Annotated in this window: 23 protein-coding genes and 1 riboswitch; of the genes, 7 read left to right on the plus strand and 16 right to left on the minus strand. The window is 67.5% G+C overall.

The features are described from left to right. Window positions 1-17: 17 nt before the first annotated feature. Together HAV18_RS31085 and HAV18_RS31090 are read right to left on the minus strand one after the other, a co-directional pair. Window positions 18-602 (minus strand): SIS domain-containing protein, encoded by a 585-nt coding sequence (locus tag HAV18_RS31085; RefSeq protein ID WP_059528243.1) that lies wholly within the window; start codon window positions 600-602, stop codon window positions 18-20. A 126-nt stretch (window positions 603-728) separates the two neighbouring features. Beyond that, complete coding sequence (locus HAV18_RS31090; protein WP_208102197.1) at window positions 729-1,157, minus strand: YraN family protein; 429 nt, start codon at window positions 1,155-1,157, stop codon at window positions 729-731. 46 nt (window positions 1,158-1,203) lie between these two features. Here HAV18_RS31090 and rsmI point away from each other — a divergent pair, with 46 nt between their 5' ends. Then, complete coding sequence (rsmI, locus tag HAV18_RS31095; protein WP_166963734.1) at window positions 1,204-2,085, plus strand: 16S rRNA (cytidine(1402)-2'-O)-methyltransferase; 882 nt, start codon at window positions 1,204-1,206, stop codon at window positions 2,083-2,085. A gap of 108 nt (window positions 2,086-2,193) precedes the next feature. On the opposite strand, the gene HAV18_RS31100 is transcribed toward rsmI, so the two are convergent. Further along, window positions 2,194-2,802, minus strand: coding sequence for a septal ring lytic transglycosylase RlpA family protein (locus HAV18_RS31100; RefSeq protein ID WP_166963736.1), 609 nt, complete (start codon window positions 2,800-2,802; stop codon window positions 2,194-2,196). A 659-nt stretch (window positions 2,803-3,461) separates the two neighbouring features. Between HAV18_RS31100 and HAV18_RS31105 the strand changes: the two genes are divergently transcribed. The 3 genes from HAV18_RS31105 to HAV18_RS31115 all read left to right on the plus strand — a co-directional run bounded on the left by HAV18_RS31105 (window position 3,462) and on the right by HAV18_RS31115 (window position 5,312). Then, window positions 3,462-4,106 carry an MBL fold metallo-hydrolase gene (locus HAV18_RS31105; protein ID WP_048248141.1) on the plus strand — a complete coding sequence of 215 codons (645 nt, stop codon included), beginning with the start codon at window positions 3,462-3,464 and terminating at the stop codon, window positions 4,104-4,106. Further along, window positions 4,103-4,762: an exonuclease gene (locus HAV18_RS31110; RefSeq protein ID WP_166963738.1), complete on the plus strand. Its 660-nt coding sequence runs from the start codon at window positions 4,103-4,105 to the stop codon at window positions 4,760-4,762. The genes HAV18_RS31105 and HAV18_RS31110 overlap by 4 nt, the downstream gene beginning before the upstream one ends. Window positions 4,763-4,841: 79 nt before the next feature. Beyond that, entirely contained in the window at window positions 4,842-5,312 is a 471-nt protein-coding gene (locus HAV18_RS31115; RefSeq protein ID WP_006477376.1) for an Lrp/AsnC family transcriptional regulator, read from the plus strand. Window positions 5,313-5,351: 39 nt separating this feature from the next. Here HAV18_RS31115 and HAV18_RS31120 read toward each other — a convergent pair whose 3' ends face one another. The 3 genes from HAV18_RS31120 to HAV18_RS31130 all read right to left on the minus strand — a co-directional run bounded on the left by HAV18_RS31120 (window position 5,352) and on the right by HAV18_RS31130 (window position 8,069). Beyond that, complete coding sequence (locus tag HAV18_RS31120; protein WP_166963740.1) at window positions 5,352-6,509, minus strand: cation diffusion facilitator family transporter; 1,158 nt, start codon at window positions 6,507-6,509, stop codon at window positions 5,352-5,354. A gap of 241 nt (window positions 6,510-6,750) precedes the next feature. Then, window positions 6,751-7,044: an H-NS family nucleoid-associated regulatory protein gene (locus HAV18_RS31125; protein WP_006491875.1), complete on the minus strand. Its 294-nt coding sequence runs from the start codon at window positions 7,042-7,044 to the stop codon at window positions 6,751-6,753. A gap of 365 nt (window positions 7,045-7,409) precedes the next feature. Beyond that, the gene (locus tag HAV18_RS31130; RefSeq protein WP_166963742.1) at window positions 7,410-8,069 is read right to left on the minus strand and encodes a HugZ family protein; all 660 of its coding nucleotides are present in this window, start codon (window positions 8,067-8,069) and stop codon (window positions 7,410-7,412) included. Between the two features lie 245 nt (window positions 8,070-8,314). Between HAV18_RS31130 and HAV18_RS31135 the strand changes: the two genes are divergently transcribed. Next, on the plus strand, window positions 8,315-9,532 hold the full coding sequence (locus tag HAV18_RS31135) for an MFS transporter (protein ID WP_166963744.1): 1,218 nt from the start codon (window positions 8,315-8,317) through the stop codon (window positions 9,530-9,532). Window positions 9,533-9,617: 85 nt separating this feature from the next. Here HAV18_RS31135 and HAV18_RS31140 read toward each other — a convergent pair whose 3' ends face one another. Continuing rightward, entirely contained in the window at window positions 9,618-10,760 is a 1,143-nt protein-coding gene (locus tag HAV18_RS31140; protein ID WP_166963746.1) for a branched-chain amino acid ABC transporter substrate-binding protein, read from the minus strand. A 416-nt stretch (window positions 10,761-11,176) separates the two neighbouring features. Continuing rightward, window positions 11,177-12,256, minus strand: a complete 1,080-nt coding sequence (locus tag HAV18_RS31145; protein ID WP_166963748.1) for a nitronate monooxygenase family protein — start codon at window positions 12,254-12,256, stop codon at window positions 11,177-11,179. A 512-nt stretch (window positions 12,257-12,768) separates the two neighbouring features. Between HAV18_RS31145 and HAV18_RS31150 the strand changes: the two genes are divergently transcribed. Together HAV18_RS31150 and HAV18_RS31155 are read left to right on the plus strand one after the other, a co-directional pair. After that, window positions 12,769-13,461, plus strand: a complete 693-nt coding sequence (locus HAV18_RS31150) for a dienelactone hydrolase family protein (protein ID WP_166963750.1) — start codon at window positions 12,769-12,771, stop codon at window positions 13,459-13,461. Between the two features lie 81 nt (window positions 13,462-13,542). Further along, complete coding sequence (locus tag HAV18_RS31155) at window positions 13,543-15,021, plus strand: amidase (RefSeq protein ID WP_166964041.1); 1,479 nt, start codon at window positions 13,543-13,545, stop codon at window positions 15,019-15,021. A gap of 87 nt (window positions 15,022-15,108) precedes the next feature. On the opposite strand, the gene metF is transcribed toward HAV18_RS31155, so the two are convergent. The 8 genes from metF to flhB all read right to left on the minus strand — a co-directional run bounded on the left by metF (window position 15,109) and on the right by flhB (window position 24,791). Next, window positions 15,109-15,939, minus strand: a complete 831-nt coding sequence (metF, locus tag HAV18_RS31160; protein ID WP_021164275.1) for a methylenetetrahydrofolate reductase [NAD(P)H] — start codon at window positions 15,937-15,939, stop codon at window positions 15,109-15,111. Window positions 15,940-15,964: 25 nt separating this feature from the next. Then, window positions 15,965-16,318 (minus strand): phage holin family protein, encoded by a 354-nt coding sequence (locus tag HAV18_RS31165; protein ID WP_006477367.1) that lies wholly within the window; start codon window positions 16,316-16,318, stop codon window positions 15,965-15,967. A 161-nt stretch (window positions 16,319-16,479) separates the two neighbouring features. Further along, the gene (ahcY, locus tag HAV18_RS31170) at window positions 16,480-17,898 is read right to left on the minus strand and encodes an adenosylhomocysteinase (RefSeq protein ID WP_166963752.1); all 1,419 of its coding nucleotides are present in this window, start codon (window positions 17,896-17,898) and stop codon (window positions 16,480-16,482) included. Window positions 17,899-17,930: 32 nt separating this feature from the next. Beyond that, window positions 17,931-18,059: riboswitch (S-adenosyl-L-homocysteine riboswitch) on the minus strand. Window positions 18,060-18,146: 87 nt separating this feature from the next. Next, window positions 18,147-18,881 carry an RNA polymerase sigma factor FliA gene (locus tag HAV18_RS31175; RefSeq protein WP_034188070.1) on the minus strand — a complete coding sequence of 245 codons (735 nt, stop codon included), beginning with the start codon at window positions 18,879-18,881 and terminating at the stop codon, window positions 18,147-18,149. A gap of 22 nt (window positions 18,882-18,903) precedes the next feature. Then, on the minus strand, window positions 18,904-19,722 hold the full coding sequence (locus HAV18_RS31180) for a MinD/ParA family protein (RefSeq protein ID WP_166963754.1): 819 nt from the start codon (window positions 19,720-19,722) through the stop codon (window positions 18,904-18,906). Continuing rightward, a complete protein-coding gene (gene flhF / locus HAV18_RS31185; protein WP_166963756.1) occupies window positions 19,715-21,502 on the minus strand; it encodes a flagellar biosynthesis protein FlhF in 1,788 nt (595 codons plus the stop codon). Before flhF ends, HAV18_RS31180 begins: the two co-directional genes overlap by 8 nt. After that, window positions 21,499-23,598 carry a flagellar biosynthesis protein FlhA gene (gene flhA / locus HAV18_RS31190; RefSeq protein WP_166963758.1) on the minus strand — a complete coding sequence of 700 codons (2,100 nt, stop codon included), beginning with the start codon at window positions 23,596-23,598 and terminating at the stop codon, window positions 21,499-21,501. The genes flhF and flhA overlap by 4 nt, the downstream gene beginning before the upstream one ends. After that, window positions 23,595-24,791: a flagellar biosynthesis protein FlhB gene (flhB, locus tag HAV18_RS31195; protein WP_166963760.1), complete on the minus strand. Its 1,197-nt coding sequence runs from the start codon at window positions 24,789-24,791 to the stop codon at window positions 23,595-23,597. The genes flhA and flhB overlap by 4 nt, the downstream gene beginning before the upstream one ends. Window positions 24,792-24,884 lie beyond the last annotated feature (93 nt).

A 24,884-nucleotide genomic window follows, 5' to 3' on the forward strand; every position in this document is an offset into this window, starting at 1 on the left:
CGACGGCTCTCCTTCGTTCAATCCTCACCCAGCAGCATCGCGTCGATGCCGTCGCACAGGCAGTGGATAGTCAGCAGATGGACTTCATGGATGCGCGCCGCGCGAACGGCGGGCACGCTGATCGGAATATCGGTATCGGACAGCGCGGCCGCGACCGCGTGGCCGTCGCCGCCCGTCAGCGCAACGACGGTCATCTCGCGCTCGTGCGCTTCGTCGATCGCCGCCAGCACACGCGGCGACGCGCCGCCCGGATCGAGCACCAGCAGGATGTCGCCGGTCTGGCCGAGCACGCGCACCTGCTGGGCGAACAGTTGCTCGGCGGACACCGCCCCCGCGAGGCCGCCCTGCGACGCGTCGGTGGCCAGCGCGATCGCGGGCAGGCCCGGACGCTCGCGCTCGAAGCCGCCGACGAGCGACACGGCGAGATAGTGCGCGGCGGCAGCCGACGGGCCGTCACCGCAGGCGACGATCTTGTTGCCGTTCGCCAGCGCGGCGAACATCGCATCGACCGCGGCTGCGATCGGCAGCGACAGTGCGTCGGCCGCTTCGGCGTGAAGCGCGGCGCTGTCGTGGAAATGTTGCTGAATACGTTCGACTGACATCGATTCCTGGTGAACTGGGCGCGTGGCACGCAGCGCGCGACATCGTGGGTGCGGCGAGTTTACCGTACTCCGGCACGCTCCCCGGGGGTCCGGCAAGAACTCTTTACATCTCGTCACAGCTCGCCGCTACGCATCGTCGGCACGAAATGCGTCGCGCAGCCATGCGAGCCGCCCGGCCTCGAACGCGACGACGTCGAAGCGGCACGCGGCACCGGCGCCGTGCCGCGCCCAGAACTGGAGCGCGGCCGCCACCAGGCGCCGCCGCTTGCGCCAGCCGACGCTCGCGGCCGCGCCGCCATGCCGGACGCTGCGCCGCGCGCGCACCTCGACGAACACGAGCATGCCGTCGGGCTCGCGCATCACGAGATCGAGCTCGCCGCCGCGCATCGTCACGTTCGCCGCGACGAACACGAGGCCGCGGCGTTCGAGGAACTGCCGTGCACGCAGTTCGAACGCCGCGCCGACCGGCTTGGATCGCGCCGCGCCGGAAAAGTTGTCGCCCGCGCGCAGCAAACCGCGCCCGTCGCCCGGCCGGGCCGGCGCCGCGTGGCACAATGCCGTCCTTGTTCCGCTTGCGCCGCGATTGCGCGCATTGCCTGCCATGACTGCCCTCCTCGAACTCGCGCAAAACCAGCACTACCCGGACGCCGCGCTCTACGTGGTCGCCACGCCGATCGGCAACACCGCCGACATCACGCTGCGCGCGCTGCACGTGCTCGGCCTCGCCGACCGCATCGCGGCCGAAGACACCCGCAACACGGGCCAGCTGCTCGCCCGCTACGGGATTTCGAAGCCGCTAGTCGCCGTGCACGAGCACAACGAACGCGAAGCCGCGCAGCGCGTGATCGAACTGCTGCGCGGCGGCGAACGCGTGGCCTACGTATCGGACGCCGGCACGCCCGGCATCTCGGACCCCGGCGCGCGGCTCGTCGACGCGGTGCGCGCCGCCGGCTTCGCGGTGATCCCGCTGCCGGGCGCGAGCGCGGCCGTGACCGCGCTGAGCGTGGCCGGCGACTGGGCCGGTGCGTTCACGTTCGCGGGGTTCCTGCCGCCAAAGACCAAGCAGCGCGCGACCGCGCTGCAGGCGCTCGTATCGCACCCGTATGCGCTGGTGTTCTACGAGGCACCGCACCGGATCGCCGAAACCGTCACCGCGCTCGCCGATGCGTTCGGCCCCGCGCGCCGGCTGCTGATTGCGCGCGAGCTCACCAAGCTACACGAGCAGTTGTTCCAGGGCACCCTGGCCGAAGGACAGACCTGGCTCGCCGGCGATGCGAACCGCTTGCGCGGCGAATTCGTGCTGGTCGTCGAGGGCGCGCCGGCGACGAGCGGCGAAGCCGACGACACCGCGCACGACGCGCTGCTCAGGCTGCTGCTGGAAGAGGTGCCGGTGAAGAGCGCGGCCAAGCTCGCGGCCGCGCTGACGGGCGCGTCGCGCAACACGCTTTATGCGCGTGCGCTTGCGCTGAAGGAAGAAAGCTGACACGCGAGCCGGCCGGTGCCGGGAAGCCGGCGCCGGCATCGCGCCATGCAGGAAAGACAAAGGGCTGCCCGAGGGCAGCCCTTTTGCATGAGCGGTCGATCCGCCGCGTTATTTCGTCGAGATCGACGCGTACATTTCGTCGCGTGCCTCGCGCGCTTCCTGCGGCGACAGCCCTTCGATCTTCACGCGGCCCGTGCCGGCGTGCACGAGGCCGATCATCTTGGCCGCGGCATACGACAGGTCGAGCACCCGGCCGCGCTTGAACGGCCCGCGGTCGTTGACCTTCACGACGACCCACTTGCCGCTCGACGCATTCGTCACCTTGATGTACGACGACAGCGGCAGCGTGCGATGCGCGGCGGTGAGCGCGTTCATGTTGAAGCGTTCGCCGTTCGCGGTGCGGCGGCCGTGGAAATCCCGCCCGTACCACGATGCGCGGCCCGTCTGACGGAAGTCGGACACATCCTTGCCGTCGATCGGCTCGGCGTCCGCCAGCGACGACTTCTTCGCGTCCTTGGCGTCGGCAGCCGGCATCGACGCCAGTGCGGAATCGAAATTCAGTTGCTTGTCGTTGTCCGCCTTCGCGGCAGCGGCCGTCTTGTCGACCGCGTTCTTCTGGTTCGCGCTTCCGGTGGTCTGGCTGGGTGGCACCGCACAGCCCGTCAACGCAAAAAATAATGCAATGGTCCCGAATCGACTCGGAAATCGTACGTTCATCGACGTGTCGCCTTCTGGTTCGGGCCGCTCCTACATCACGCTGCTTCACAGCGCAGACACGCGGCCCGGACGGCAAATGCGTGCACGCCCCGCTCGGATGCGAGCAGGCGGCTAGCATGGGCGCGGCTTTCGTCTATGCCGCAACCGTCCTGATTAGCTTTCACGTCTGGCGCAACCTGTCCCCAACAGCCTGACCAGACCCCACATGCCGCCAATCGAACATGGCTTTCACGTTCGCGCGCGTCGAAACGACCAACGCACGGGAACGGCGGCACAGGCCTCATCCGGCGGCGCGGCAGCAAGGCCGCAGGCGGGCGCGCAGCACCCGGCCGGACAAGACGTGAGCACCGAATGCTCGGTGCTGGATACACCGCCGGACTCCCCGGCGGCTGATGCTTGACGGTGCTTCCGACGCCGCTTTTTTAACGGGGCCGAAACACCAGCGAATGGCGTGAAACTCACGCTCAATGGGGCGCATTATACATAAATCAAAACGCTGTCCCGAAAAGCACCCCCGGCGGACCATTGATTCTCACTATGGCTGTAACAATCGACATGCTCCGGGAATGCCCGGACGCGTCCGCCGCGATGCGCGTCGCGCGGCCGGCAAGCGGCACGCGCGACCGGTACAATCGCTCCTTTTAGCCGCCGGTGCCTCCATGAAAGTCACGCTCATTCCGGTCACGCCGTTCCAGCAGAACTGCTCGCTGCTCGTCTGCGAGAAGACGGGCCGCGCCGCCGTCGTCGATCCGGGCGGCGATCTCGACCGGATCGAACAGGAAGTCGCGCGGCAGAACGTGCAGGTCGAGAAGGTGCTGCTCACGCACGGGCACATCGATCACTGCGCGGGCGCGAAGACGCTTGCGACGCACTACGGCGTGCCGATCGAGGGGCCGCAGGAAGAAGAGCGCTTCTGGATCGAGAAGCTGCCGATGCAGAGCGAGCGCTTCGGCTTTCCGGCCGCCGAAACCTTCGAGCCGGACCACTGGCTGAACGACGGCGACACCGTGCAGTTCGGCGACGAGACCCTCGAGGTCTATCACTGCCCGGGCCACACGCCCGGCCACGTCGTGTTCTTCAGCCGCGCGCATCGCGTCGCGATCGTCGGTGACGTGCTGTTCGCCGGCTCGATCGGCCGTACCGATTTTCCGCGCGGCAATCACGCGGATCTCGTCCGGTCGATCAAGGAGAAGCTGTGGCCGCTCGGCGACGACGTGACGTTCGTGCCGGGCCACGGCCCGGTGTCGACGTTCGGCGACGAGCGCCGCACGAACCCGTTCGTGTCCGACAAGGTATTCGGATGAACCAGACCGCCATCCCGGAAATCTACGTCAGCACCGACGTCGAGGCCGACGGCCCGATTCCCGGCCCGCACTCGATGCTGAGCTTCGCGTCGGCCGCCTATACCGAAGACAAGCAGCTGATCGCGACGTTCTCGGCCAACCTCGAAACGCTGCCCGGCGCGCAAGCGCACCCGGTGCAGGAAGCGTGGTGGAAGACCGAACCCGAAGCGTGGGCCGCGTGCCGGCGCGACCTGCAGGCGCCCGAGGCGGCACTGCTCGCGTACGTCGACTGGGTCGAGGCGCTGCCCGGCAAGCCGGTGTTCGTCGCGATGCCGGCCGGCTTCGACTTCACGTTCATGTTCTGGTACATGATGCGCTTCGCCGGGCGCTGCCCGTTCTCGTGGTCCGCGCTCGACATCAAGACGCTCGCGTTCGCGATGACGGGCCTGCCGTACCGCAAGGCGATCAAGCCGCGCTTTCCGAAGCACTGGTTCGACGACCATCCGCACACGCACGTCGCGCTCGACGACGCGATCGAGCAAGGCGCACTGTTCTGCAACATGCTGGCCGACCTGCGCCGCCAGCAGGCCGCGCTCGCGGGCCTCGCCGTGGCGGACACCGATCGGTCGGAGAACGCGGGGGCGGGACAAAACCCCACGGATCCGCGCGCAAATTAGCGAATCTCGCTCAGCAACGCGACGCCAGATTGCCTTTCCTTTCCCGGCCCTCTAACATTCAGCATGTTGTTGCTGCCGCATGGAGGCGCAGGTGACGCTCGATTCCTTTTCGCAAAAAATCCTTCGCCTGTTGCAGCTCGACGCGCGCCGTTCCGTTCAGGAAATCTCCGACCAGGTCGGCCTGTCGAGCACGCCGTGCTGGCGCCGCATCAAGGACATGGAACAGTCGGGCGTGATCCAGCGCTACACGGCGCTGCTCGATCGCGAGAAGCTCGGCCTGCACGTCTGCGCGCTCGCGCACGTGCACCTGACCCGCCACAACGAAGGCGGCGTCGAGCAGTTCGAGCGCGAGATCGCGACCTGCCCGGAAGTCACCGAGTGCTACAGCACGACCGGCGAAGCCGACTACATCCTCAAGATCGTCGCGCCGGACATCAAGGCCTACGACGTGTTCCTGCACGAACGCATCTTCAAGATCCCCGCCGTGTCGCAAGTGCGCACGAGTGTCGTGCTGCGCGAGATCAAGTTCGACACGCAACTGCCGCTGTAACGACGCGCAGCCACGCACGCACGGCCCGCCGCCGCCGGCTCACGCCTGCGCGGGCATCGTGCGCGTGAAGCCGATCCGGCGCGCGCCGAACTCGCGCTTCAGTGCGTCGGCGTCGAGCCGGCCGGCCAGCGTCGCATCGGTATCGTGCGGATCGCACGCAAGCGTCACGTCGATCTCGAGCCCCGTACTCAGGTAATGCAGGTTGATCGCCGCCGCACGCAGCCCGCGCTGCGCGAGCGCGGCCTCGAGCCGCGCCGCGATCTCGCCGCGCGGCGGCAGCGCGAGCGCCGGACGGCGCGCCGCGTCGTTCTCGGGGTCGACGTGGATCAGCGCATCGAGCACGCGCGGGTCGGTCAGTACGCGTGCACGCGCGGTCTCCGCGATGTAGTGCCCTTCGGAGACGGAGATTTTCGGATCGACGAGGATGTGTGCGTCGACGAGCGCCGCATCACCCATCTTGCGCGTGCGCAGGTCGTGCACGTCGCGCACGCCGGGCGTTGCCGCGAGCAGCGCGCGGATCTCGGCCGTATCGGTCGTATCGAGCGCGCGGTCGGAGAGGTCCTGCAACGCGTCATAACCGAACGTCCAGCCCATGCGCGCAACCATGAAACCGACGATCGCCGCCGCGATCGGATCGAGCAGCCGCACGCCGGCCAGGCTGCCGACGATGCCGATCGCGACGACGAGCGACGAAGCGGCATCCGAACGCGCATGCCATGCGTTCGCGACGAGCATCGCCGAGCGGACGCGCCGCGCTTCGCGCAGCATGTAGCGAAACAGCGCCTCTTTCGACACGAGCACCGTCAGCGCGACGATCAGCGCGGAAAAATGTACCGCCGGGATGTTTTCGAGATTAACGAGACGGTCGCCGGCCCGCCAGAGCATACCGACGCCGACTGCAATCAGGATCGCGCCGAGAAACAGCGATGCGACGGTTTCGTAGCGGCTGTGTCCGTAATTGTGGTCGGCGTCAGGCGATGCGCCGCTATGCCGATTCGCAACCAGCACGACAAAATCCGAGATCAAATCGGAAATCGAATGCACCCCGTCAGCAATCAATGCTTGCGAATGCGCAATCACGCCGACGGCGATCTGAAATGTCGCGAGCACGACATTCAGCACAATACTGACGAACGTGCTCTTGCGTGCAACCGCGTGCTTATCTGCGCTCTGCGCGTCGCCGGAAAACGTGGACATGAAATATGGGATATCGGTGTGTGATACCCGATTCTATCAAGAGCGCCCCGTGAACCCTGCCAATACCCACAAATTTCTTATTTAAATCAATCGCTTATGCGAACAGGTCGTATTTCGATTCACACCCTTTTATTACATTTTCATGACGGCGCCATGCGCGTGGCGACCGCTGAAAACAAAAAAGCCGCGCTCCTTAACGGACACGCGGCTCTTTTGAAGAGCAGGCGACTTAAACAAACGTTTAAATCGCAAACTGTTCGCGGTTCTTGCCCGCGATCCAGCGCGGCGGCTTGCCGCGGCCCGACCACGTCGCGCCCGTTTCCGGATCGCGATATTTCGCGGCAACGCCTGCGCGCGGACGGCCAACCTTACCTGCCTTCGCGCGGCTGAGACCGAGTTCGGCGAGCGAAAAGCCGTAGTCGGCAATTTTCTGCTTCACGTCATTCAGCACTTCAGCGTATTCACGCGACTTCGCTTCTTCGATTTGCTTCTCCAGCTTCTCCCGCTGGGCCAGCAGGTCCTTGTAAGAAGACATAGTTTCCCTTTCTATCTGACCAATGGCGCCAGTCTGTAGCCAGCTCACCATTCATGAAATATATGTGCCTCGGATTTTCGAAGGCAGAGATTAGCACAAAAAAGATTTGATAGAAGCGAGATTCATGAAAATCCCGAGATCAATTGAAATTCACTCGTGTCATTTTGACCGGCTGCGGCCTTTTCTCAAATTTTTACGTTCCTACACAGAGATTAGGACATTAGCCATTTCCTATTAGGTCTATCAACATACGCAATTACCCTGCATTCTCAAAAATAGAAGCTTTCATCGGACGACAACTTCACGAAAATCGGACAGCGCGGCACGCTAAACGGACAAACCGCGGACAAGCCGGCACCGCGACGTCACGTCACATCCCGCGCGCACGCAATCAGGCGTTCTTGCATTGCGCGCGCATCGGTCAATGGCGTATCAAACGGCGTGCGCACGCGACGGCCGTCATATCGCCAGTCGGCGCCGTGGCGATCGACACCGAGCAATTCGAGCCCGTCGCGGCGCGCAGCGCCGCCATCGTAGGCGTCCCACAACGCTTGTTCCTCATCGAAGGCGAGCGGCGGCAGCGCATCGAGATGCGTGCCGTCGACCCAGCCCATGCGCCCGAAACCGCCGATATAGCGCAGCCGCTCGACGTCGAGCGCCCAGAACGTGAAATCGCCGAGCGCGAGATAGCGCGCGGCGTCCGGCTCGTAGCGCCGGTAGCGCGCGGTGATGTGCGGATCGTCGCCGAGCGGCGCGAACCGGCCGAGCAGCGTCGCGCGCTCGGCGTTCAGCACGTCGCCGCCGGGCGCGTCGACGACGAGGAAGCCCGCGCGCGGATCGGCGGCCAGATTGCGCGTGTGCTCCGCGAGGCCGCTCACGAGGATCACGGGACGATGGCTTGCATCGGGTGCAAACGGGACGACCGTCGGATACGGGAAGCCCTGCGGATCGCGTGCATGGGTGGCGAGCGTACCGAGCGCGCAGCGGTGCAGCAGATGCAGGGCGAGAGCGGGATCGATGTTCAAGAGGACTCCTGCGGTCGAAGGGCGGCGCGCCGGGCACGCCATGCGCTTCGATGTTACCCGCGGGCGCGGTGCGCCGCGCATCGGTCGAACGGCCAATGCGGCCGAACCCGGGGCACCGGGTCGCACAATCGCCGGATCATCGGCCAAACGGCCATCGCCCGGCAGGATCGTAAGCGGTTCGATAGAATCGGACAGGTCCGACGGGCGCCGCGTGCGTCCGCGCATTTCTTTTGACGAGCCTTTCCGTGTCCGAATCCTCCTCCCCCGAATCGTCGTCCCCGTTCGCCGCGCCGCCCGACGCGCATCGCGTGCTGTCACTGCCGGCCCGCCAGCGCGCGCGCGCGGCGTCGATGGCGCTGTTCTTCGTCGCCGGCATGATGTTCGCATCGTGGGGCGTGCATGTGCCGACCGTGCGCGACAAGTTCGCGCTGAGCCCCGGGCTGCTGTCGATCGCGCTGTTCGCGGTCGCCGTCGGCTCGATCGCCGCGATGCTGACCATCGCGCGCTGGATCGCGCGCGTCGGCTCGCGCACCGCGTGCCTGGCGGGCGGGCTCGTGATGTCGGCCTGTGCGGCACTGATCCTCGTCGTGCCCGACTACGCGATGCTGCTCGCCGTGCTCGCGCTGTTCGGCTTCTCGATGGCGACGCTCGATGTCGCGATGAACGCCGAGGCCAGCGCGGTCGAGATCGCCATCGGCAGACCGATCATGTCGTCGCTGCACGGCATGTTCAGCATCGGCGGGATGGCAGGCGCGGCCGCCGGCGGCGCGCTGCTGTCGGCCGGCATGGCGCCGGCCGTGCATCTCGCGCTCGCGGCGGCGACGAGCGCGACGGTGCTCATGATCGCAAGCCCGGCCGTGCTGCCGCATGTGCCGCACCACGAACACGCGCACGGCGGCGGCAACCGCTGGCGCTCGCCCGCCCTGTGGATGCTCGGCGGCATCGCGCTCGTCGCGCTGATCGCCGAAGGCGCGATGTACGACTGGGCGACGGTCTACATGCGCGACGTCGTCGTGGCGAGCCCCGCGCTCGCGAGCGCCGCCTATGCCGCGTTCTCGGGCGGGATGGCCGTCGCGCGCTTCGCGGGCGACGCCGTGCGTGCCCGCTTCGGCGCGCCGCAGCTCGTGTTCGCGAGTGCGTCGCTCGCCTGTGCAGGGATGATCGGCGCGCTGCTGCTGCCGTATCCGGCCGCGGTGCTGACCGGCTTCACGCTGATGGGCCTCGGCCTCGCGAACATGATGCCGGTGCTGTTCGCGGCCGCCGCGCGCGTGAAAGGCATCCACGCGGCCGAAGGGCTCGCGCATGTGGCGGGGCTCGCGTATTTCGGCATGTTGTTCGGTCCGGTCGTGATCGGCGCGGTCGCGCAGGCCGCGAACCTGACGATCGGCCTGTCCGTGGTCGCGCTGTGCGCGGCGCTCGTCGCGGCCGTTGCGCCGAAGGTACTCGCGCGGCTGAAGATCTGACGGCGCGTCAGGCGCCGGCCCAAAAGAAAGCGCGCATGCGTTGCCGCATGCGCGCTTTCACCCCTTCTGTTGACCGCTTGTTGCGTTACATCTTCACTTCGTCGAGCAGCGACTTCTTGCCGTTCTTGTAGTTGTACAGCGAGATCACGCCGTGCTGCAGGTCGCCCTTCGAGTCGAAGGTCGTCGTACCGATCACGCCCGAGTAGTTCGTCGACGGCATCGCCGCGAGGATCTTCGCCGGATCCGTCGAGTTCGCGCGCTTCATCGCATCGGCGATGATGTACACGGCGTCATACGTGAACGGTGCGTAGATCTGGATCGGCTGGCCGAAGCGCTTCTCGTACTTCGCCTTGAACGCTGCGCCGCCCGCCATCTTCTCGAGCGAAGCACCGGCTTCCGAGCACACCACGTTGTCGGTCGCGTCGCCGGCCAGGTCGGCCAGCTTTTCCGTGCACACGCCGTCGCCCGCGAAGATCTTCGCGCGCAGGCCGAGCTGCTTCGCCTGTTTCGCGAACGGGCCGCCAGTGGCGTCCATGCCGCCGTACATGATCGCGTCCGGATTCTCGCCCTTGATCTTGGTCAGAATCGCGCGGAAGTCGACCGCCTTGTCGTTCGTCGCGTCATGCGACACCACCTTCAGGCCGAGCGCCTTGGCCTTCTTCTCGAACTCGTTCGCGAGACCCTGGCCGTAGGCGGTCGAATCGTCGACCACGGCCACGCTCTTGATGCCCTTCGAGTGCGCGTAGTTCGCGAGTGCCGGGCCCTGCTGCGCATCGGTGGCCACCACTCGGTACGTGGTCTTGAAGCCTTGCTGCGTGTAGGCCGGGTTGGTCGCCGACGGCGAGATCTGCACGATGCCCGCATCGCTGTAGATCTTCGAGGCCGGGATCGACGTGCCCGAGTTCAGGTGGCCGACCACCGCGACGACCTTGTCGTCGACGAGCTTCTGCGCAACCTGCGTGGCCTGCCGCGGGTCGGCCGCGTCATCCTGCGGATCGAGTTGCAGCGTGATTTTCTGGCCGCCGACCGTGAGACCCTTGGCGTTGATCTCCTCGACTGCGAGACGCGCACCGTTTTCGTTGTCCTTGCCCAGGTGTGCGATGCCGCCCGTCAAGGGCGCGACGTGGCCGATCTTGACGACTTGATCGGCGGCCGCGTTGCTTGCAGCTGCAACGCACAGCATCGCCGCAGCGGTGATCGGCAACAGCTTCTGCATTTTGATATTCATGTAAGTCTCCAGTTTCGGTCCCAATAAACGCCATCGCCCGGTGCCCCGCTGCCATCCTTGTGTTTGCAATCACTGGACGATTCGCCGGTTGCATCGTTCATGCACTTGGCCTCAAGCACGCGAAAACAACCGCTTTTAGCAGCCGCCTGCCCGTACTTGCGCGCAAGTGTAGGTGATCAAATTAATTTGTGGGACTTTTTTGGGGTAGTGGTATCACTACTGATATGCGCACTTTGGAATCGTTACTCGAATATCGCCGCAAGCCCCACTGGATAAGGGTTTCCGCTAATTCCTGGCGACTTGCTGAAAGGTCGTTTTAAAGCCTTCCCGGGGCATTTCGATTCGGTATTTTGTGCCCGGGATCGTTGAATGAAACGCGCGTGACAACGCGCGTTTCGTCGTCCGATATGAACGATTCAGGCAGCCGCCGCATGCCATTCGGCATCGAGCGCGGCAACGAGCTGCGACGTCGTCAGCGCATCGCCGCGCCGCCGCGCGAGCGGCGCGCCCTGCCCGGCCCACAGCGACAGGTAGTCGCCGTCGTTCGCGCGCGCGGCGGCCTGGCGCAGCGGCTGCGTCAGCGCGTTCTGCACCGGGTACGGCGCGGCGTCGGCCACGCGTTCGCCGAGCCGGGCCATCAGCGTATTGCGCAGCCCGCGCGCGTGGCGGCCGGTAATCGCGCGCGTGACCTGCGTCGACGTGTCGGTGCTCGCGAGCAGGCGCGCCTTCCAGTCCGCCGCAATCGCGCTTTCCGTGCAGGTGAGGAACGCCGTGCCGAGCTGCGCGCCCTGTGCGCCGAGCGCAAGCGCGGCCGCGATCCCGCGGCCGTCCATGATGCCGCCCGCGGCGAGCACGGGCAGGCCCGTCGCGTCGACCAGTTGCGGTACGAGCGCAAACGTGCCGATCAGTGCGTCATCGGCGGAACCGATGAACGTGCCGCGGTGGCCGCCCGCCTCGGCGCCCTGCGCGGACAGCGCATCGGCGCCGGCCGCCTGCCAGGCGAGCCCCTCGGCCACGTGCGTCGCCGTGCCGATCACGTAGGTGCCGGCGGCCTTCAGGCGCGCGACGTCGGCCGCATCGAGCACGCCGAACGTGAAGCTTGCAACGGGCACGCGCAGCGCCACGAGCGCATCGAGTTGCGCACGGAAATCAGGCGCGTAGCGCGCGGGCGCGGTGCCCGGCGGCAATCCGAGCGCCGCATTCAGCGGGTCGATCGCGGCCAGCGCGCGCGCGACGGTCGCCGCGTCGGGTGCCGCGTCCGGCAGCACGAACAGGTTGATCGCGAACGGGCGGTCGGTCGCCGCGCGGATGGCTTCGACTTCGGTCGCGAGGCGCTCGGGCGCGAACGCGGCGGCGCCGAGACTGCCGAGCGCGCCGGCATTCGATGCGGCAGCGACCATCGCGGTCGTGGTCGCGCCGACCATCGGCGCTTGCACGAGCGGCAGGCGCAGGCCGAAGCGTTCGGAAAAGGGGGTGGAAAACAGGCGGGCAGACATGGCGAATCCTTCGATGACGATGCGCGAAAGCGCTTTGTAAAGGCTGGCACATCGACTCTATCGAAGCGGCACGGCGCCGAAAAATGAATAATCGAGATCGAAACGATCGCTGCGCGAGAAGCGGGCGCGTGCCCTGCAACGACACACGATCGGTGGCACACTAGGGCCTGTTCCCGCTAATAACGGGCTTGCGCTGGCCCCCAGAAGGGCCGAGCGCAAGGAATGCGACGAAGCGAATACTCGACGTATTCGCAAGGAGCATGACGCCGCGATCGGCCCTTCTGGGGGCCAGCCCCACGAATGAATTTTCCCAAACAGGGGAATGTGCCTTTCCGCCCGCATTGCCGCGTCGTTCGTCGTTGCAATAGCTACGGCTATTGCGCCTCCTCTCTCCTTGCCCTGCGGGCGGAAAGGCACGTTCGCAAGTCCGTTATTAGCGGGAACAGGCCCTAGGCCGCCCTCTTTCACCCCGGGGCGCGCATCGCGCACCCCGTTCGCCAGGAGTTCAGAACGTGACTGCCCAATGGATCGACATCCCGACCGGTAACGACAGCTTCGGCGGCTATCTCGCGCTGCCCAAGCGCGGCACAGGCCCCGCCGTCATCATCATCCAGGAGATCTTCGGCGTGAACTCGCACATCCGCGCGGTCGCCGACCAGTACGCGTCCGACGGCTTCGTCGCGCTCGCGCCGGACGTGTTCTGGCGCACGCAGCCGCGCGTCGAGCTGACCTATGAAGGCGCGGATCGCGACAAGGGCATCGAGCTGATGAAAAAGACCGACGTGGGTCTCGCGGTCGCGGACATCGGCGCGGCAGCCGATGCATTGCGCGCACGCCCCGAAGTGGCCGGCAAGATCGCCGCGATCGGCTACTGCTTCGGCGGCCAGCTCGCGTACCGCGCGGCCGCGACCGGCAAGATCGACGCGGCAGTGGCGTACTACGGCGGCGGCATCCAGAACGCGCTCGACCTCGCCGGCCAGGTCACGCAGCCGATCCTGTTCCACTACGCGGAAAACGACCACGGGATCCCGCTCACGGCCGTCGACCAGGTGAAGGCCGCATTCGCCGGCCACGGCGATGCGTCGTTTCACGTGTATCCGGGCGCCGAGCACGGCTTCAACTGCACGGACCGCGCGTCGTACAACCAGCGCGCATCGGCGCTCGCGCACGGCCGCACGCTGACCTTCCTCGCCGAGCACCTCTAAAAACGGCCGGCCGCGGGCCCCTCTCGCCGGGCCCGCGTTATGCTCCTGACATCGCCACGAGTCACAACGGGGGTGACTGCGATGCACTCGGACTATCTCGCGCACGACGCGATCGGCCTCGCCGCACTGGTGCGCGAACGCAAGGTGAGCCCGCGCGAACTGCTCGACGCCGCGATCGGCCAGGCCGAAGCGGTCAACAGCGCGATCAACGCGATCGTGCTGCAGGACTACGAAGCCGCACGCCAGCGTGCGGCCGCCACACCCGACGGCGGCACCGACGCGCCGTTCGCCGGCGTGCCGTATCTCGTCAAGGATCTCGGTGCGGCCGTCGCCGGGCTGCCACTGTCGATGGGCAGCCGGCACTACCGGTATTTCGTGCCCGACGACGATTCGCCGGTGATCGCGCGAAGCCGCGCGGCCGGTCTCAACGTGTTCGGCAAGACCAACACGTCGGAAATCGGCCAGATGCCGTACACGGAACCCGAACTGTTCGGCGCGTGCCGCAATCCGTGGAATCTCGACCACACGCCCGGCGGCTCGAGCGGCGGCGCGGCCGCGGCCGTCGCGGCCGGCATCGTGCCGCTCGCGCATGCGTCCGACGGCGGCGGCTCGATCCGCATTCCGGCGTCGTGCTGTGGGCTGTTCGGCCTGAAGCCGAGCCGCAACCCGGTACTCGTCGACCTGCCGTCGAACGGCGAGCTGGTCGTCCAGCATGCGGTCACGCGCAGCGTGCGCGACAGCGCGCTGCTGCTCGACGTGACGACCGGCCAGACCTTGCCGGCCGGTGCGCCCGGCACATTCCTCGGCGAGCTCGACACGCCGCCCGGCCCGCTGCGGATCGGCCTCGTGCTCGACCCGATGCTCGCACCGGCCCTCGCCGACGACACGCGCGCGGCGCTCGACGACGCTGCCGCGCTGCTCGAATCGCTCGGCCACCATGTCGAGCCGGCGACGCTGCACATCAACTACGCGCGCGCGGCCGAAACCTTCCTCACGCTGTGGGCGACGATCGCCGAGGAAATGGTGCTCGGCGCACGCGCGCTGACCGGTCGCACGCCCAAGCGCGGCGAATTCGAAGCCGCGACGTGGGCGATGGCCGTGGTCGGCCGGCGCCTCGCACGCACGCGCCTGCCGGACGTGCTCGAATGGCAGCGCCAGCTCACCGTGCAGGTGGCCGGTCTCGTGTCGCGCTACGACGCGATCCTGTGCGCATCGCTCGCGGGGCCGCCGGTGAAGATCGGCGAATTGCAGCCGACGCCGTTCGAATCGGCGCAGATGAAAGTGCTCGCCGCGCTGCCGATCAAGCCGCTGCTGAAGGAAATGCTGGCGAAGTCGTCGGAAAAGGCGTTCACGTGGGCCGGCTGCACCGAGCTGTTCAACCTGACCGGCCAGCCGGCGATGTCGGTGCCGCTCTACTGGAACGCGCGCGGGCTGCCGATCGGCGTGCAGTTCGCCGCGCGTCACACCGACGACGGGCTGCTGCTCAGGCTCGCCCGCCAGCTCGAACAGGCGCGGCCATGGTTCGACCGCCGCCCGCCGCTGATGCAGGCGCAGCGCTGACGCACGCGGCCCCGCTCCGCAGGCATCGAAAAAAAGCCCCGCCGGCAAAACCGGCGGGGCTTTTACACATGCAATCGCGTGACGCGCTTACACGTCGAGCCGTTCACAGATCGTCCGCGTCGCGGCCGCCGTGTTCAGCGTATAGAAGTGCAGCCCGGGCACGCCCGCGTCGACCAGACGCTGGCACAGGCCCGTGACGACGTCCGCGCCGAACGCGCGGATCGACTCGCGATCGTCGCCGAAGCTCTCGAGCCGGCGCGCCACCCAGCGCGGCACTTCGGCGCCGCACATCTCGGAGAAGCGCATCAGCTGCGAGAAGTTCGTGATCGGCATGATGCCCGGCACGATCGGCACGTCCACACCCAGCTTGCGCGCATCGTCGACGAAACGGAAATACGCGTCGGCGTTGAAGAAGTACTGCGTGATCGCGGAATTCGCGCCGGCTTTCACCTTGCGCGCGAAATTCTCGAGATCGGCCTTCGGCGAGCGCGACTGCGGGTGGTACTCCGGGTAGCCTGCGACCTCGATGTGGAACCAGTCGCCATGCTCGGCGCGGATGAAGCTCACGAGCTCGGACGCATAGCGCAGCTCGCCGACCGCGCCCATCCCGGACGGCAGGTCGCCGCGCAGCGCGACGATATGGCGAATGCCGTACGAGCGGTACTGGTCGAGGATCGCGCGCAGGCTGTCGCGCGACGAGCCGATGCACGACAGGTGCGGCGCGGCCTCGAGGCCGTCCTTCTGCATGTCGAGCACGGTATCGAGCGTGCCCTGCTGCGTCGAGCCGCCGGCGCCGAACGTCACGGAGACGAATTTCGGCTTCAGCGGCATCAGTTGCGCACGCGTGGCACGCAGCTTCTCGACGCCTTCCGCCGTCTTCGGCGGGAAGAATTCAAACGAGAGTTCGATCGGTTTCATGATTCGGTGGGAACAGGCTCAGGCCTCAGCCGATGTCGCGCTGACCGAAGATCAGTGCGGACAGCAGCCACGACACGATGCTGTACAGGATCGAACCGAAGAACGCGGACCAGAACCCCGACACCTCGAAGCCCTTCAGCAGCGACGACGCGAACCAGAAGCACAACGCGTTCACGACGAGGATGAACACCCCGAGCGTGACGATCGTGACGGGCAGCGTCAGCAGGATCAGCACCGGGCGGATCACCGTGTTGATCAGGCCGAGCACGACCGCGATGATCAGCGCCGTGCCGAAGCTCTTGATGTGGATCGACGGCACGAGGTACGTGATGATCAGCAGCGCGAGCGCATTGATGACCCAGGTGAGAATGACGCTCATGGAGTGCTCCGGTTCGGTTGTCGATCGGTACGATCAGTGGCCGCCGCCGGCCGCCGCGGGTGCCCGAAGGCGCGCCGCGGCAGCCGGCGATCCGCGCCGTGCCGCCGTACCGTGTGCGCGTCGGCGACGCGAGCACGGCACCGCGGCGGCGGCGCATCGGATCAGTAGCGGTAGTGGTTCGGCTTGAACGGGCCGTCCTTCTGCACGCCGATGTACGAAGCCTGCTCGTCCGACAGCACGGACAGGTTCGCGCCGATGCGCGCGAGGTGCAGGCGCGCGACCTTTTCATCGAGATGCTTCGGCAGCACGTACACCTTGTTCTCGTACTCGTTGCCGCGCACGAACAGCTCGATCTGCGCGAGCGTCTGGTTCGCGAACGAGTTCGACATCACGAACGACGGGTGGCCGGTCGCGCAGCCGAGGTTCACCAGGCGGCCTTCCGCCAGCAGGATCACGCGCTTGCCGTCCGGGAAGATGATGTGGTCGACCTGCGGCTTGATGTTTTCCCACTGGTACTGGCGGGTCGACGCGACGTCGATTTCCGAGTCGAAGTGGCCGATGTTGCAGACGATCGCGTTGTGGCGCATCGCCTTCATGTGGTCATGGCCGATCACGTGGAAGTTGCCGGTGGCCGTCACGAAGATGTCCGCCTTGTCGGCCGCGTATTCCATCGTCACGACGCGGTAGCCTTCCATCGCCGCCTGCAGTGCGCAGATCGGATCGATTTCGGTGACCCACACGGTCGCGCCCAGGCCGCGCAGCGATTGCGCGCAGCCCTTGCCCACATCGCCGTAGCCCGCAACGACCGCGACCTTGCCCGCGATCATCACGTCGGTCGCGCGCTTGATGCCGTCGACCAGCGATTCACGGCAGCCGTACAGGTTGTCGAACTTCGACTTCGTGACCGAATCGTTCACGTTGAACGCCGGGAACGGCAGGCGGCCGTCCTTTTCCATCTGGTACAGGCGGTGCACGCCGGTCGTGGTTTCTTCGGTCACGCCCTTGATGTGCGCGAGGCGCTTCGAGTACCAGGTCGGGTCGATGTCGAGGTGCGCCGCGATCGACTTGTACAGCGCGACTTCTTCCTCGTTGGTCGGCTTCGCGATCACCGAACGGTCCTTCTCGGCCTTCGAGCCGAGGATCAGCAGCAGCGTTGCGTCGCCGCCGTCGTCCAGGATCATGTTCGCGAATTCGCCGTTCGGCCATTCGAAGATGCGGTGCGAGAACTCCCAGTATTCGTCGAGCGATTCGCCCTTGAACGCGAACACCGGCGTGCCGGCTTCGACGATCGCGGCAGCCGCGTGGTCCTGGGTCGAGAAGATGTTGCACGACGCCCAGCGGACGTCCGCGCCGAGCGCCTTCAGCGTCTCGATCAGCACGCCCGTCTGGATCGTCATGTGCAGCGAACCGGCGATGCGCGCGCCCTTCAGCGGCTGCTGTGCCTTGTATTCGTCGCGGATCTGCACGAGGCCCGGCATTTCGGTCTCGGCAATGTTCAGTTCCTTGCGGCCCCAGCCGGCCAGCGCCATGTCGGCGACGACGAAATCGTTGGAAGCTTTGGAATCGATAATGGCGTTCATCACGCCCTCCTTTCTAAAAAGTTTCTAGATTGGTGACGTGAGCGCCGTTCAGGAAGCGGGGCCGGCGCGACAACACGCTAAACGCGCGCCGCACGGCTGCTTGGTGAAGCCTTCCGAGCCTGGCGGGCCCAGACTGGCCCGTCGCAACGCTCCTCGGAAAACGGGAAGGATTGTAGCAAATCGGCGCGCAAAATGCGCACACCGATGCCAGGCGCGCGGCGTCGGCGCGCGTGGCCGTCAGGAAAGGGTCAGGATTCCGCGCCGACCCACGCCTGTTCGCGCAGCCGTGCGCGCAGGCGCGCGACGGCCTGGCTGTGCAACTGGCATACGCGCGACTCGCTCACTTCGAGCACCGCGCCGATCTCGCGCAGATTCAGACCCCGTTCGTAGTACAGCGACATCAGCAGCTTCTCGCGCTCCGGCAGCCGCTCGATCGCCTCGACGAGCGCTTCGCGCAGGTGCTCGTCGAGCAGCGCCGACAGCGGATCGGCGTGATCGACGCGATAGCGGTCGAGGAACGGCTCGTCGTCGGCCGCGCGGTCGAAATCCTCGTAGTAGATCAGCTGGCTGCCGTGCAGGTCCTGCAACATCCCCTGGTATTCGTCGAGCGGCATCTTCAGGTGCTCCGCGATCTCGGTCTCGCTCGCCGAGCGGCCGAGATGCTGCTCGACCTGGTGCACCGCGTGCTCGACCTCGCGCGACGTCTTGCGCAGGCTGCGCGGCAGCCAGTCGTTGCTGCGCAGCTCGTCGAGCATCGCGCCGCGAATGCGCTGCGTCGCGTAGGTCTCGAACTGCGCGCCCTGGTCTTCCTTGTAGCGGCCGGCCGCGTCCATCAGGCCGATCATGCCGGCCTGGATCAGGTCGTCGAGGTCGACGCTCGCCGGCATCTTCGCGACGAGCTGCAGCCCGAGGCGGCGCACGAGCGGCGCATATTGCGCGAGCACGTCAGCCTGGGACATCTTTCCTTGAGCGTTGTACATCATGGCCCCCTCCTTCCGGTGGCACTCACGCGGCGTGTGCCGCGCCCGCCTCATACGACGGCTTGCCGCCCGCGTGCACGGCGCGGCCCGCGCCCGTTCGCGGGCGCATCGGCCAGTACAGCAGGTCGGCGGCAATCTGCCGGTAGTCGCGCGCGGCGGCCGACGACGGGAACGCGTCGACCGCCGCGCGCATCAGCTCGCGCGCATGCTCGACGAGCGGATCGGCGCTCACGCACCCCGCGTCGGCGATCGACACCGTCAGGTAGCGGCTCGCGACGCCCGCGAGGTTGTCGAACGCGACCTTCGCGTCCGCGTGGCTGCCGACGTGATTGGTCAGCACGCGGAACTGCGCGAACGCATGCGCGAAATGCAGCCGCTTCATGCACGCGTACGCTTCGGTGATCGCCTGCGCGGCGACCCGCGTCACGACCAGCACGTCGTGCGCTTCACGTGCGAGCGCCGAAAACGAACCGTCGGCGCCGAGCTGCGCGTCGACGAGGACGATGTCGGCCGGCCCGTCGATGAAATCGCTCAGCTGCGCGTCGGTGTAGCCGGCGCGCGCGAGCCGCGCGGCGCCGCACAGGCCGAAGCCGGCCGCGACCCGCGTGCGCTCGCCGTCGCGCAGCCACGCACCCGCGAGCGTCGCGCTGGCCGAATGCACGTCGGCGCGCTCGTCGACGACGAGCACATCCTTGCCGAGCGACGCGAGCGCCGCCGCCAGGTTCACGACGGTGGACGTGCAGCCGACACCCGCCGGCCCGCCCGCCACCGCGACGATGCGCGACGCGCGCCCGGCCAGCAGGCGCCGCAGCCCTTCGGCCTGGTCGATGATCCGTTTATCCAAATCGCACCTCGTGCAGCTCGGCGGTGGAACGTGCGGTCAGTGCGGAAAGCAGCGTCGGCATGTCCTCGTCTTGCGGCACGAAGGGCGAGCCGTCGCGCGGTACACAGAACGCGCTCTTCAGCAGGAATTTGGTCGAGGCGACGTACAGGTTCTCCGGCACCTTCTGGCCGGTCGACACGTAATGGATCGGCAGCTTGTAGCGGATCACCGTGTCGAGCACGCCGCCGAGGTGGGTCGCCTCGTCGAGCTTCGTGAGGATGCAGCCGGCCAGGTCCGGATGCTCGCCCGCGCTGCGGTACGCCTGCACGACTTCGTTGAGCGTGTCGCCGTGGCTCGTCGCGTTGAGCAGCAGCAGGCGCTGCACCGGCGCGTTCGCGCCGTGCAGCATCGCGATCTGGTCGGACACCGCGCGGTCGCGCTGGCTCATGCCGATCGTGTCGATCAGCACGATGTGCTTGTTGCGCAGTTCGGACAGCGCGAGCGCGAGGTCGCCGGCATCCTTCACCGCGTGCACGGGCACGCCGAGGATCTTGCCGAAGATGCGCAGCTGCTCGTGGCCGCCGATCCGGTAGCTGTCGGTGGTCAGCAGCGCGACCTTGCTCGCGCCGAAGCGCATCACGCAGCGCGCGGCCAGCTTCGCGGTGGTGGTCGTCTTGCCGACGCCCGTCGGCCCCATCAGCGCGAACACGCCGCCGCGCTCCATCAGCGCGTCCTCGCTGTCGAGCACCGGCAGGTTCGCCGCGAGCACCGACTGCGCCCATTCGGCGGCCTGTTCGAAGGTCTGCGCGCCGTCGCCGGACGGCATGTTGTCGACCAGCATCCGCACGAGCTGCGCGGAGAAACCGGCCGCGAACAGGTGCTTCGTCAGCGCGCCATGCACGGCGCTGCGACGCTGGCGGTCGTGCCACATCAGGCTGTCGAACTGCTCTTCCATCATCCCGCGCAGCTCGCCGAGCTCCTGCATCACCGTATCGTTGACGATCCGCTCGATGCGCGACTTCACCGCATCGGCCACCGCGGCAGCGGCGTCGGCGGACAGGCGCGTGCGCTCGGCCGCCTTCGCCGCATGCGCCGCGCTCGTGTCGGGCACGCGGGGGGCGGCGGCCGGCATCCGGCGTTCGGCGTCGCGCACGATGTCGCGCGCCCAGTCGGGCGGCGTCGCGCTCGCGGCGGCCTGCGGAGCCGGCGCGCTCGCCTGCGGCGCGGCGGGCGGCGCCTGCGTGCGCGCCATCAGCGCATCGCGCTGCTGTGTCAGGCGCTTCGCGTGCTCGACCAGCCACGGTGCGGGTTCGGAAGCCGTGGCCGGCACTCCGGCGGCCGGCGTACCGGCGGCCGGCGTACCGGTGGCGTGCGCGGCGGCCGACGGCGCTGCCGCCGGAATGCCGGCCGGCGCGTCCGCATCGATCGTCGAACCTTGCGCCGCCGTGTCGTCCGCTTCGGCGCTGGCGCCGAACACCGACGAGAACACGTCCGGCAACCCGCCTTCGCCTGCGGCATACGGATTGACGGCCGGGCGGGCGAGCACCGGGCCCGGGCGCGACACGATACCGGGCACCGCGGCGGCCGGTACGGATTCCAGCGCGCGCGGTGCGGCAATGCGCGCGCGCGCCGCGGCCGGCGGCGTCACGGCGGCCAGGTCCGAATCGGCGAGTGCGACGATTTCCACGCTGCCGTCATCGAGCGTGCGGTTCGACAGCACGACCGCGTCGGCGCCGAGCGCCTCGCGCACGAGACGAAGTGCGTCGCGGCTCGTTGCGCCGGTGAATTTGCGAATGTTCAAGCGGAACCCCCGATGACGTTAACGACTTTGATCGTGCGTGTGTCCGGCACTTCGGCGTACGACAGCACTTTCAATTGCGGCAGGCTGCGGCGCAGGAAACGCGCGAGCATCGCGCGCAGCGCGTGCTGCACGAGCAGCACGGGCGGCAGCCCGAGATTCTGTTGACGCAGCATCGCTTGCTGCGTGCCGGTCAGAAGGTTGTGTGCGAGGCCGGGCTCGAGGCCCGGGTTCGCGCCGGTGGCGAGCGCCTGCGACAGCACGCGCTCGAGATTCGAGTCGAGGCCCATCACCTGCATCTCGCCCGCGCCCGGATACCACTGCTGCGTGATCGCGCGGCCGAGCGCGAGCCGCACCGCGGCCGTGATCTCGAACGCGTCGCCGCGGCCCGCGTGTTCGGACACGGCCTCGAGGATCGTGCGCATGTCGCGGATCGGCACGCCTTCCTCGAGCAGGTTCTGCAGCACCTTCTGCAGCGTCGTCAGCGAGATCGTCTTCGGCACGAGGTCCTCGACGAGCGACGGCGCATCCTTGCCGGTGCGCTCGACGAGCGCCTGCACTTCCTGGCGGCCGAGCAGCTCGGCCGCGTGCTGGACGACCAGATGGTTCAGGTGCGTCGCGACGACCGTGCTCGCGTCGACCACCGTGTAGCCGTACACCTGCGCCTGTTCGCGCAGCGCGACGTCGATCCACACGGCCGGCAGCCCGAACGCGGGATCCTGCGTGACGGCGCCCGGCAGCGCGGCCGTCACCTGGCCGGGGTTGATCGCGAGCCACTGGCCCGGGAACACTTCGCCGACGCCGATCTCGACGCCCTTCAGCGCGATCCGGTAGGCGTTCGGCCGCAGTTCGAGGTTGTCGCGGATATGGATCACGGGCGGCAGGAAGCCGATTTCCTGCGCGAATTTCTTGCGGATGCTCTTGATGCGCTTGAGCAGTTCGCCGTCGCTGTTCTTGTCGACGAGCGGAATCAGGCGGTAGCCGACTTCGAGGCCGAGCGGGTCGATCAGCTGCACGTCGTCCCAGGTCGCCTCGTGGCTGTCGGACGGCAGCACGGCGGGCGGCGCGATGTCGGTCACGTCGCCGGCCGCCTTGCGGGCCGCCGCGCGCTTGGTCTGCGTGCGGGCCAGCCAGATCGCGCCGCCGCCGAGCCCGAGGAACGCGAAGTGCGGCATGCCGGGGATCAGCCCCATGATCACGATGATCACGCCGGTGATCGTCAGCACGCGCGGGTTCGTGAACAGCTGGCCGGTGATCTGCGTGCCGATGTCCTCGTCGGTCGCGACGCGCGACACGATCACGCCGGCCGCGGTCGAGATCACGAGCGACGGGATCTGCGCGACGAGGCCGTCGCCGATCGTCAGCAGCGTGTAGTTCGTGCCGGCCGCCGCGAAGCTCATGTCGTGCTGGACCATCCCGACGATCAGCCCGCCGATCACGTTGATCGCCATGATGATCAGGCCGGCGATCGCGTCGCCGCGCACGAACTTCGACGCGCCGTCCATCGACCCGTAGAACTCGGCTTCCTGCGAGACGGCCAGGCGGCGCTTGCGCGCCTGCTCTTCGTTGATGAGGCCCGCGTTCAGGTCGGCGTCGATCGCCATCTGCTTGCCGGGCATCGCGTCGAGCGTGAAGCGCGCGGACACTTCCGCGATCCGCCCCGCGCCCTTCGTGATCACCATGAAGTTGATGATCATCAGGATCACGAACACGACGATGCCGACCGCGAAGTTGCCGCCGACGAGGAAGTGGCCGAACGCCTCGATCACCTGCCCGGCCGCGTCCGGCCCGGTGTGGCCCTCGAGCAGCACGACGCGCGTCGATGCGACGTTCAGCGACAGGCGCAGGAGCGTCGAGAACAGCAGCACGCTCGGGAACGCCGCGAAGTCGAGCGGCTTCATCGTGTACATGCTGACGAGCAGCACCATCACCGACAGCGCGATGTTGAACGTGAACAGCAGATCCAGCAGCAGCGGAGGCAGCGGCAGGATCATCATCCCCAGGATCATGCAGATGAGGATCGGGCCCGCGAGCGCGCGCAGGTTGGTGCCCGCGAACGGATTCTGGCGCTTCGCGAACAGGCCGGTCGGGGTGCTCATGCCGCCCCTCCGTTACCGAGCGTGTCGTCGGCTTCCTCGCGTTCGTCGTCGGCGGAGACCGACGCGCCCTTGTCGAGGTCGGCCGGCACCGCCAGATCGACCGGCATCGCCGGGAACGCACCGCCTTCCGAACGGAAGCGCTTGAGCTGGTAGACCCACGCGAGCACCTCGGCGACGGCCGAGTACAGCGAGCCGGGAATCTCGCGTTCGAGTTCGACGTTGTGATACAGCGCACGTGCGAGCGGCGGCGCTTCGAGCAGCGGCACGTTGTGTTCCGCCGCGAGTTCGCGGATACGTGCGGCGACGAGGTTCACGCCCTTCGCGACGACCTTCGGCGCGCGCATCTCGCCGTCCGTGTATTGCAGCGCGACGGCGAAGTGCGTCGGGTTCGTCACGACCACGTCGGCCTTCGGCACGGCAGCCATCATCCGGCGGCGCGCGATCGCGCGCTGCTGCTGGCGGATCCGCCCCTTCACGTGCGGATCGCCTTCGTTCTCGCGATGCTCGCGCTTCACTTCTTCCTTCGTCATGCGCAACTTCTTGTTGTACTGCCAGATTTGGTAAGGCACATCGAGCGCGGCGACCACCAGCATGCCGGCGACCGTCGTGCCGCAGCACACGGCGACGAGGTGCAGCGCATCGGGCAGTGCCACGCCGAGCGGCTGCGTCGCGAGGCCGAGCAACTCATCCTTGCTGCGCCAGATCGCGACGCCGCCGATTCCGCCGACGACCAGCGTCTTCGCGAGCGACATCCCGAGCTGGATCGGCCCCTGGATCGAGAAGATCCGGCCGAGGCCCGAGATCGGGTTCAGGCGGTCGAACTTCAGCTCGAACGTCTTCTGCGAGATCAGCCAGCCGCCGAGCGCCATCGGCGCGAGCAGCGCGGCGACGCCGGTGAGCGCGAGGAGCGGCAGCAGCGCGGCGAAGCCTTCGAGGCTCGCACTGCCGGCCGCCGACAGCATCCGGTTCGTGTCGAACGCGGTCGCGCGATCGAACGTGAACGCGCCGCGCAGCATCGCCTGCAGATGCCCGCCCGACGGGCCCGCAAGCAGCCACGCGCCGTAGAACCCGGCCGCGAGCAGCGCGAACGAAGCCAGTTCGCGCGAACGCGCGACCTGCCCCTCCTCGCGCGCCTTCTCGCGGCGCCTGGGAGTGGCGGCTTCGGTCTTGTCGAGATCGCTCTCGTCTGCCACGGGGCCTCCAGTCGGGTACGGCGGAATGCCGCTTTCCAGTGACACCGATTATTCATGGTGGCGTCAAACGCCGATCGGTCGAGCAAAGCCGGG

It is taken from the genome of Burkholderia sp. D-99 (assembly GCF_011605345.1).
Taxonomy (GTDB): Bacteria; Pseudomonadota; Gammaproteobacteria; order Burkholderiales; family Burkholderiaceae; genus Burkholderia.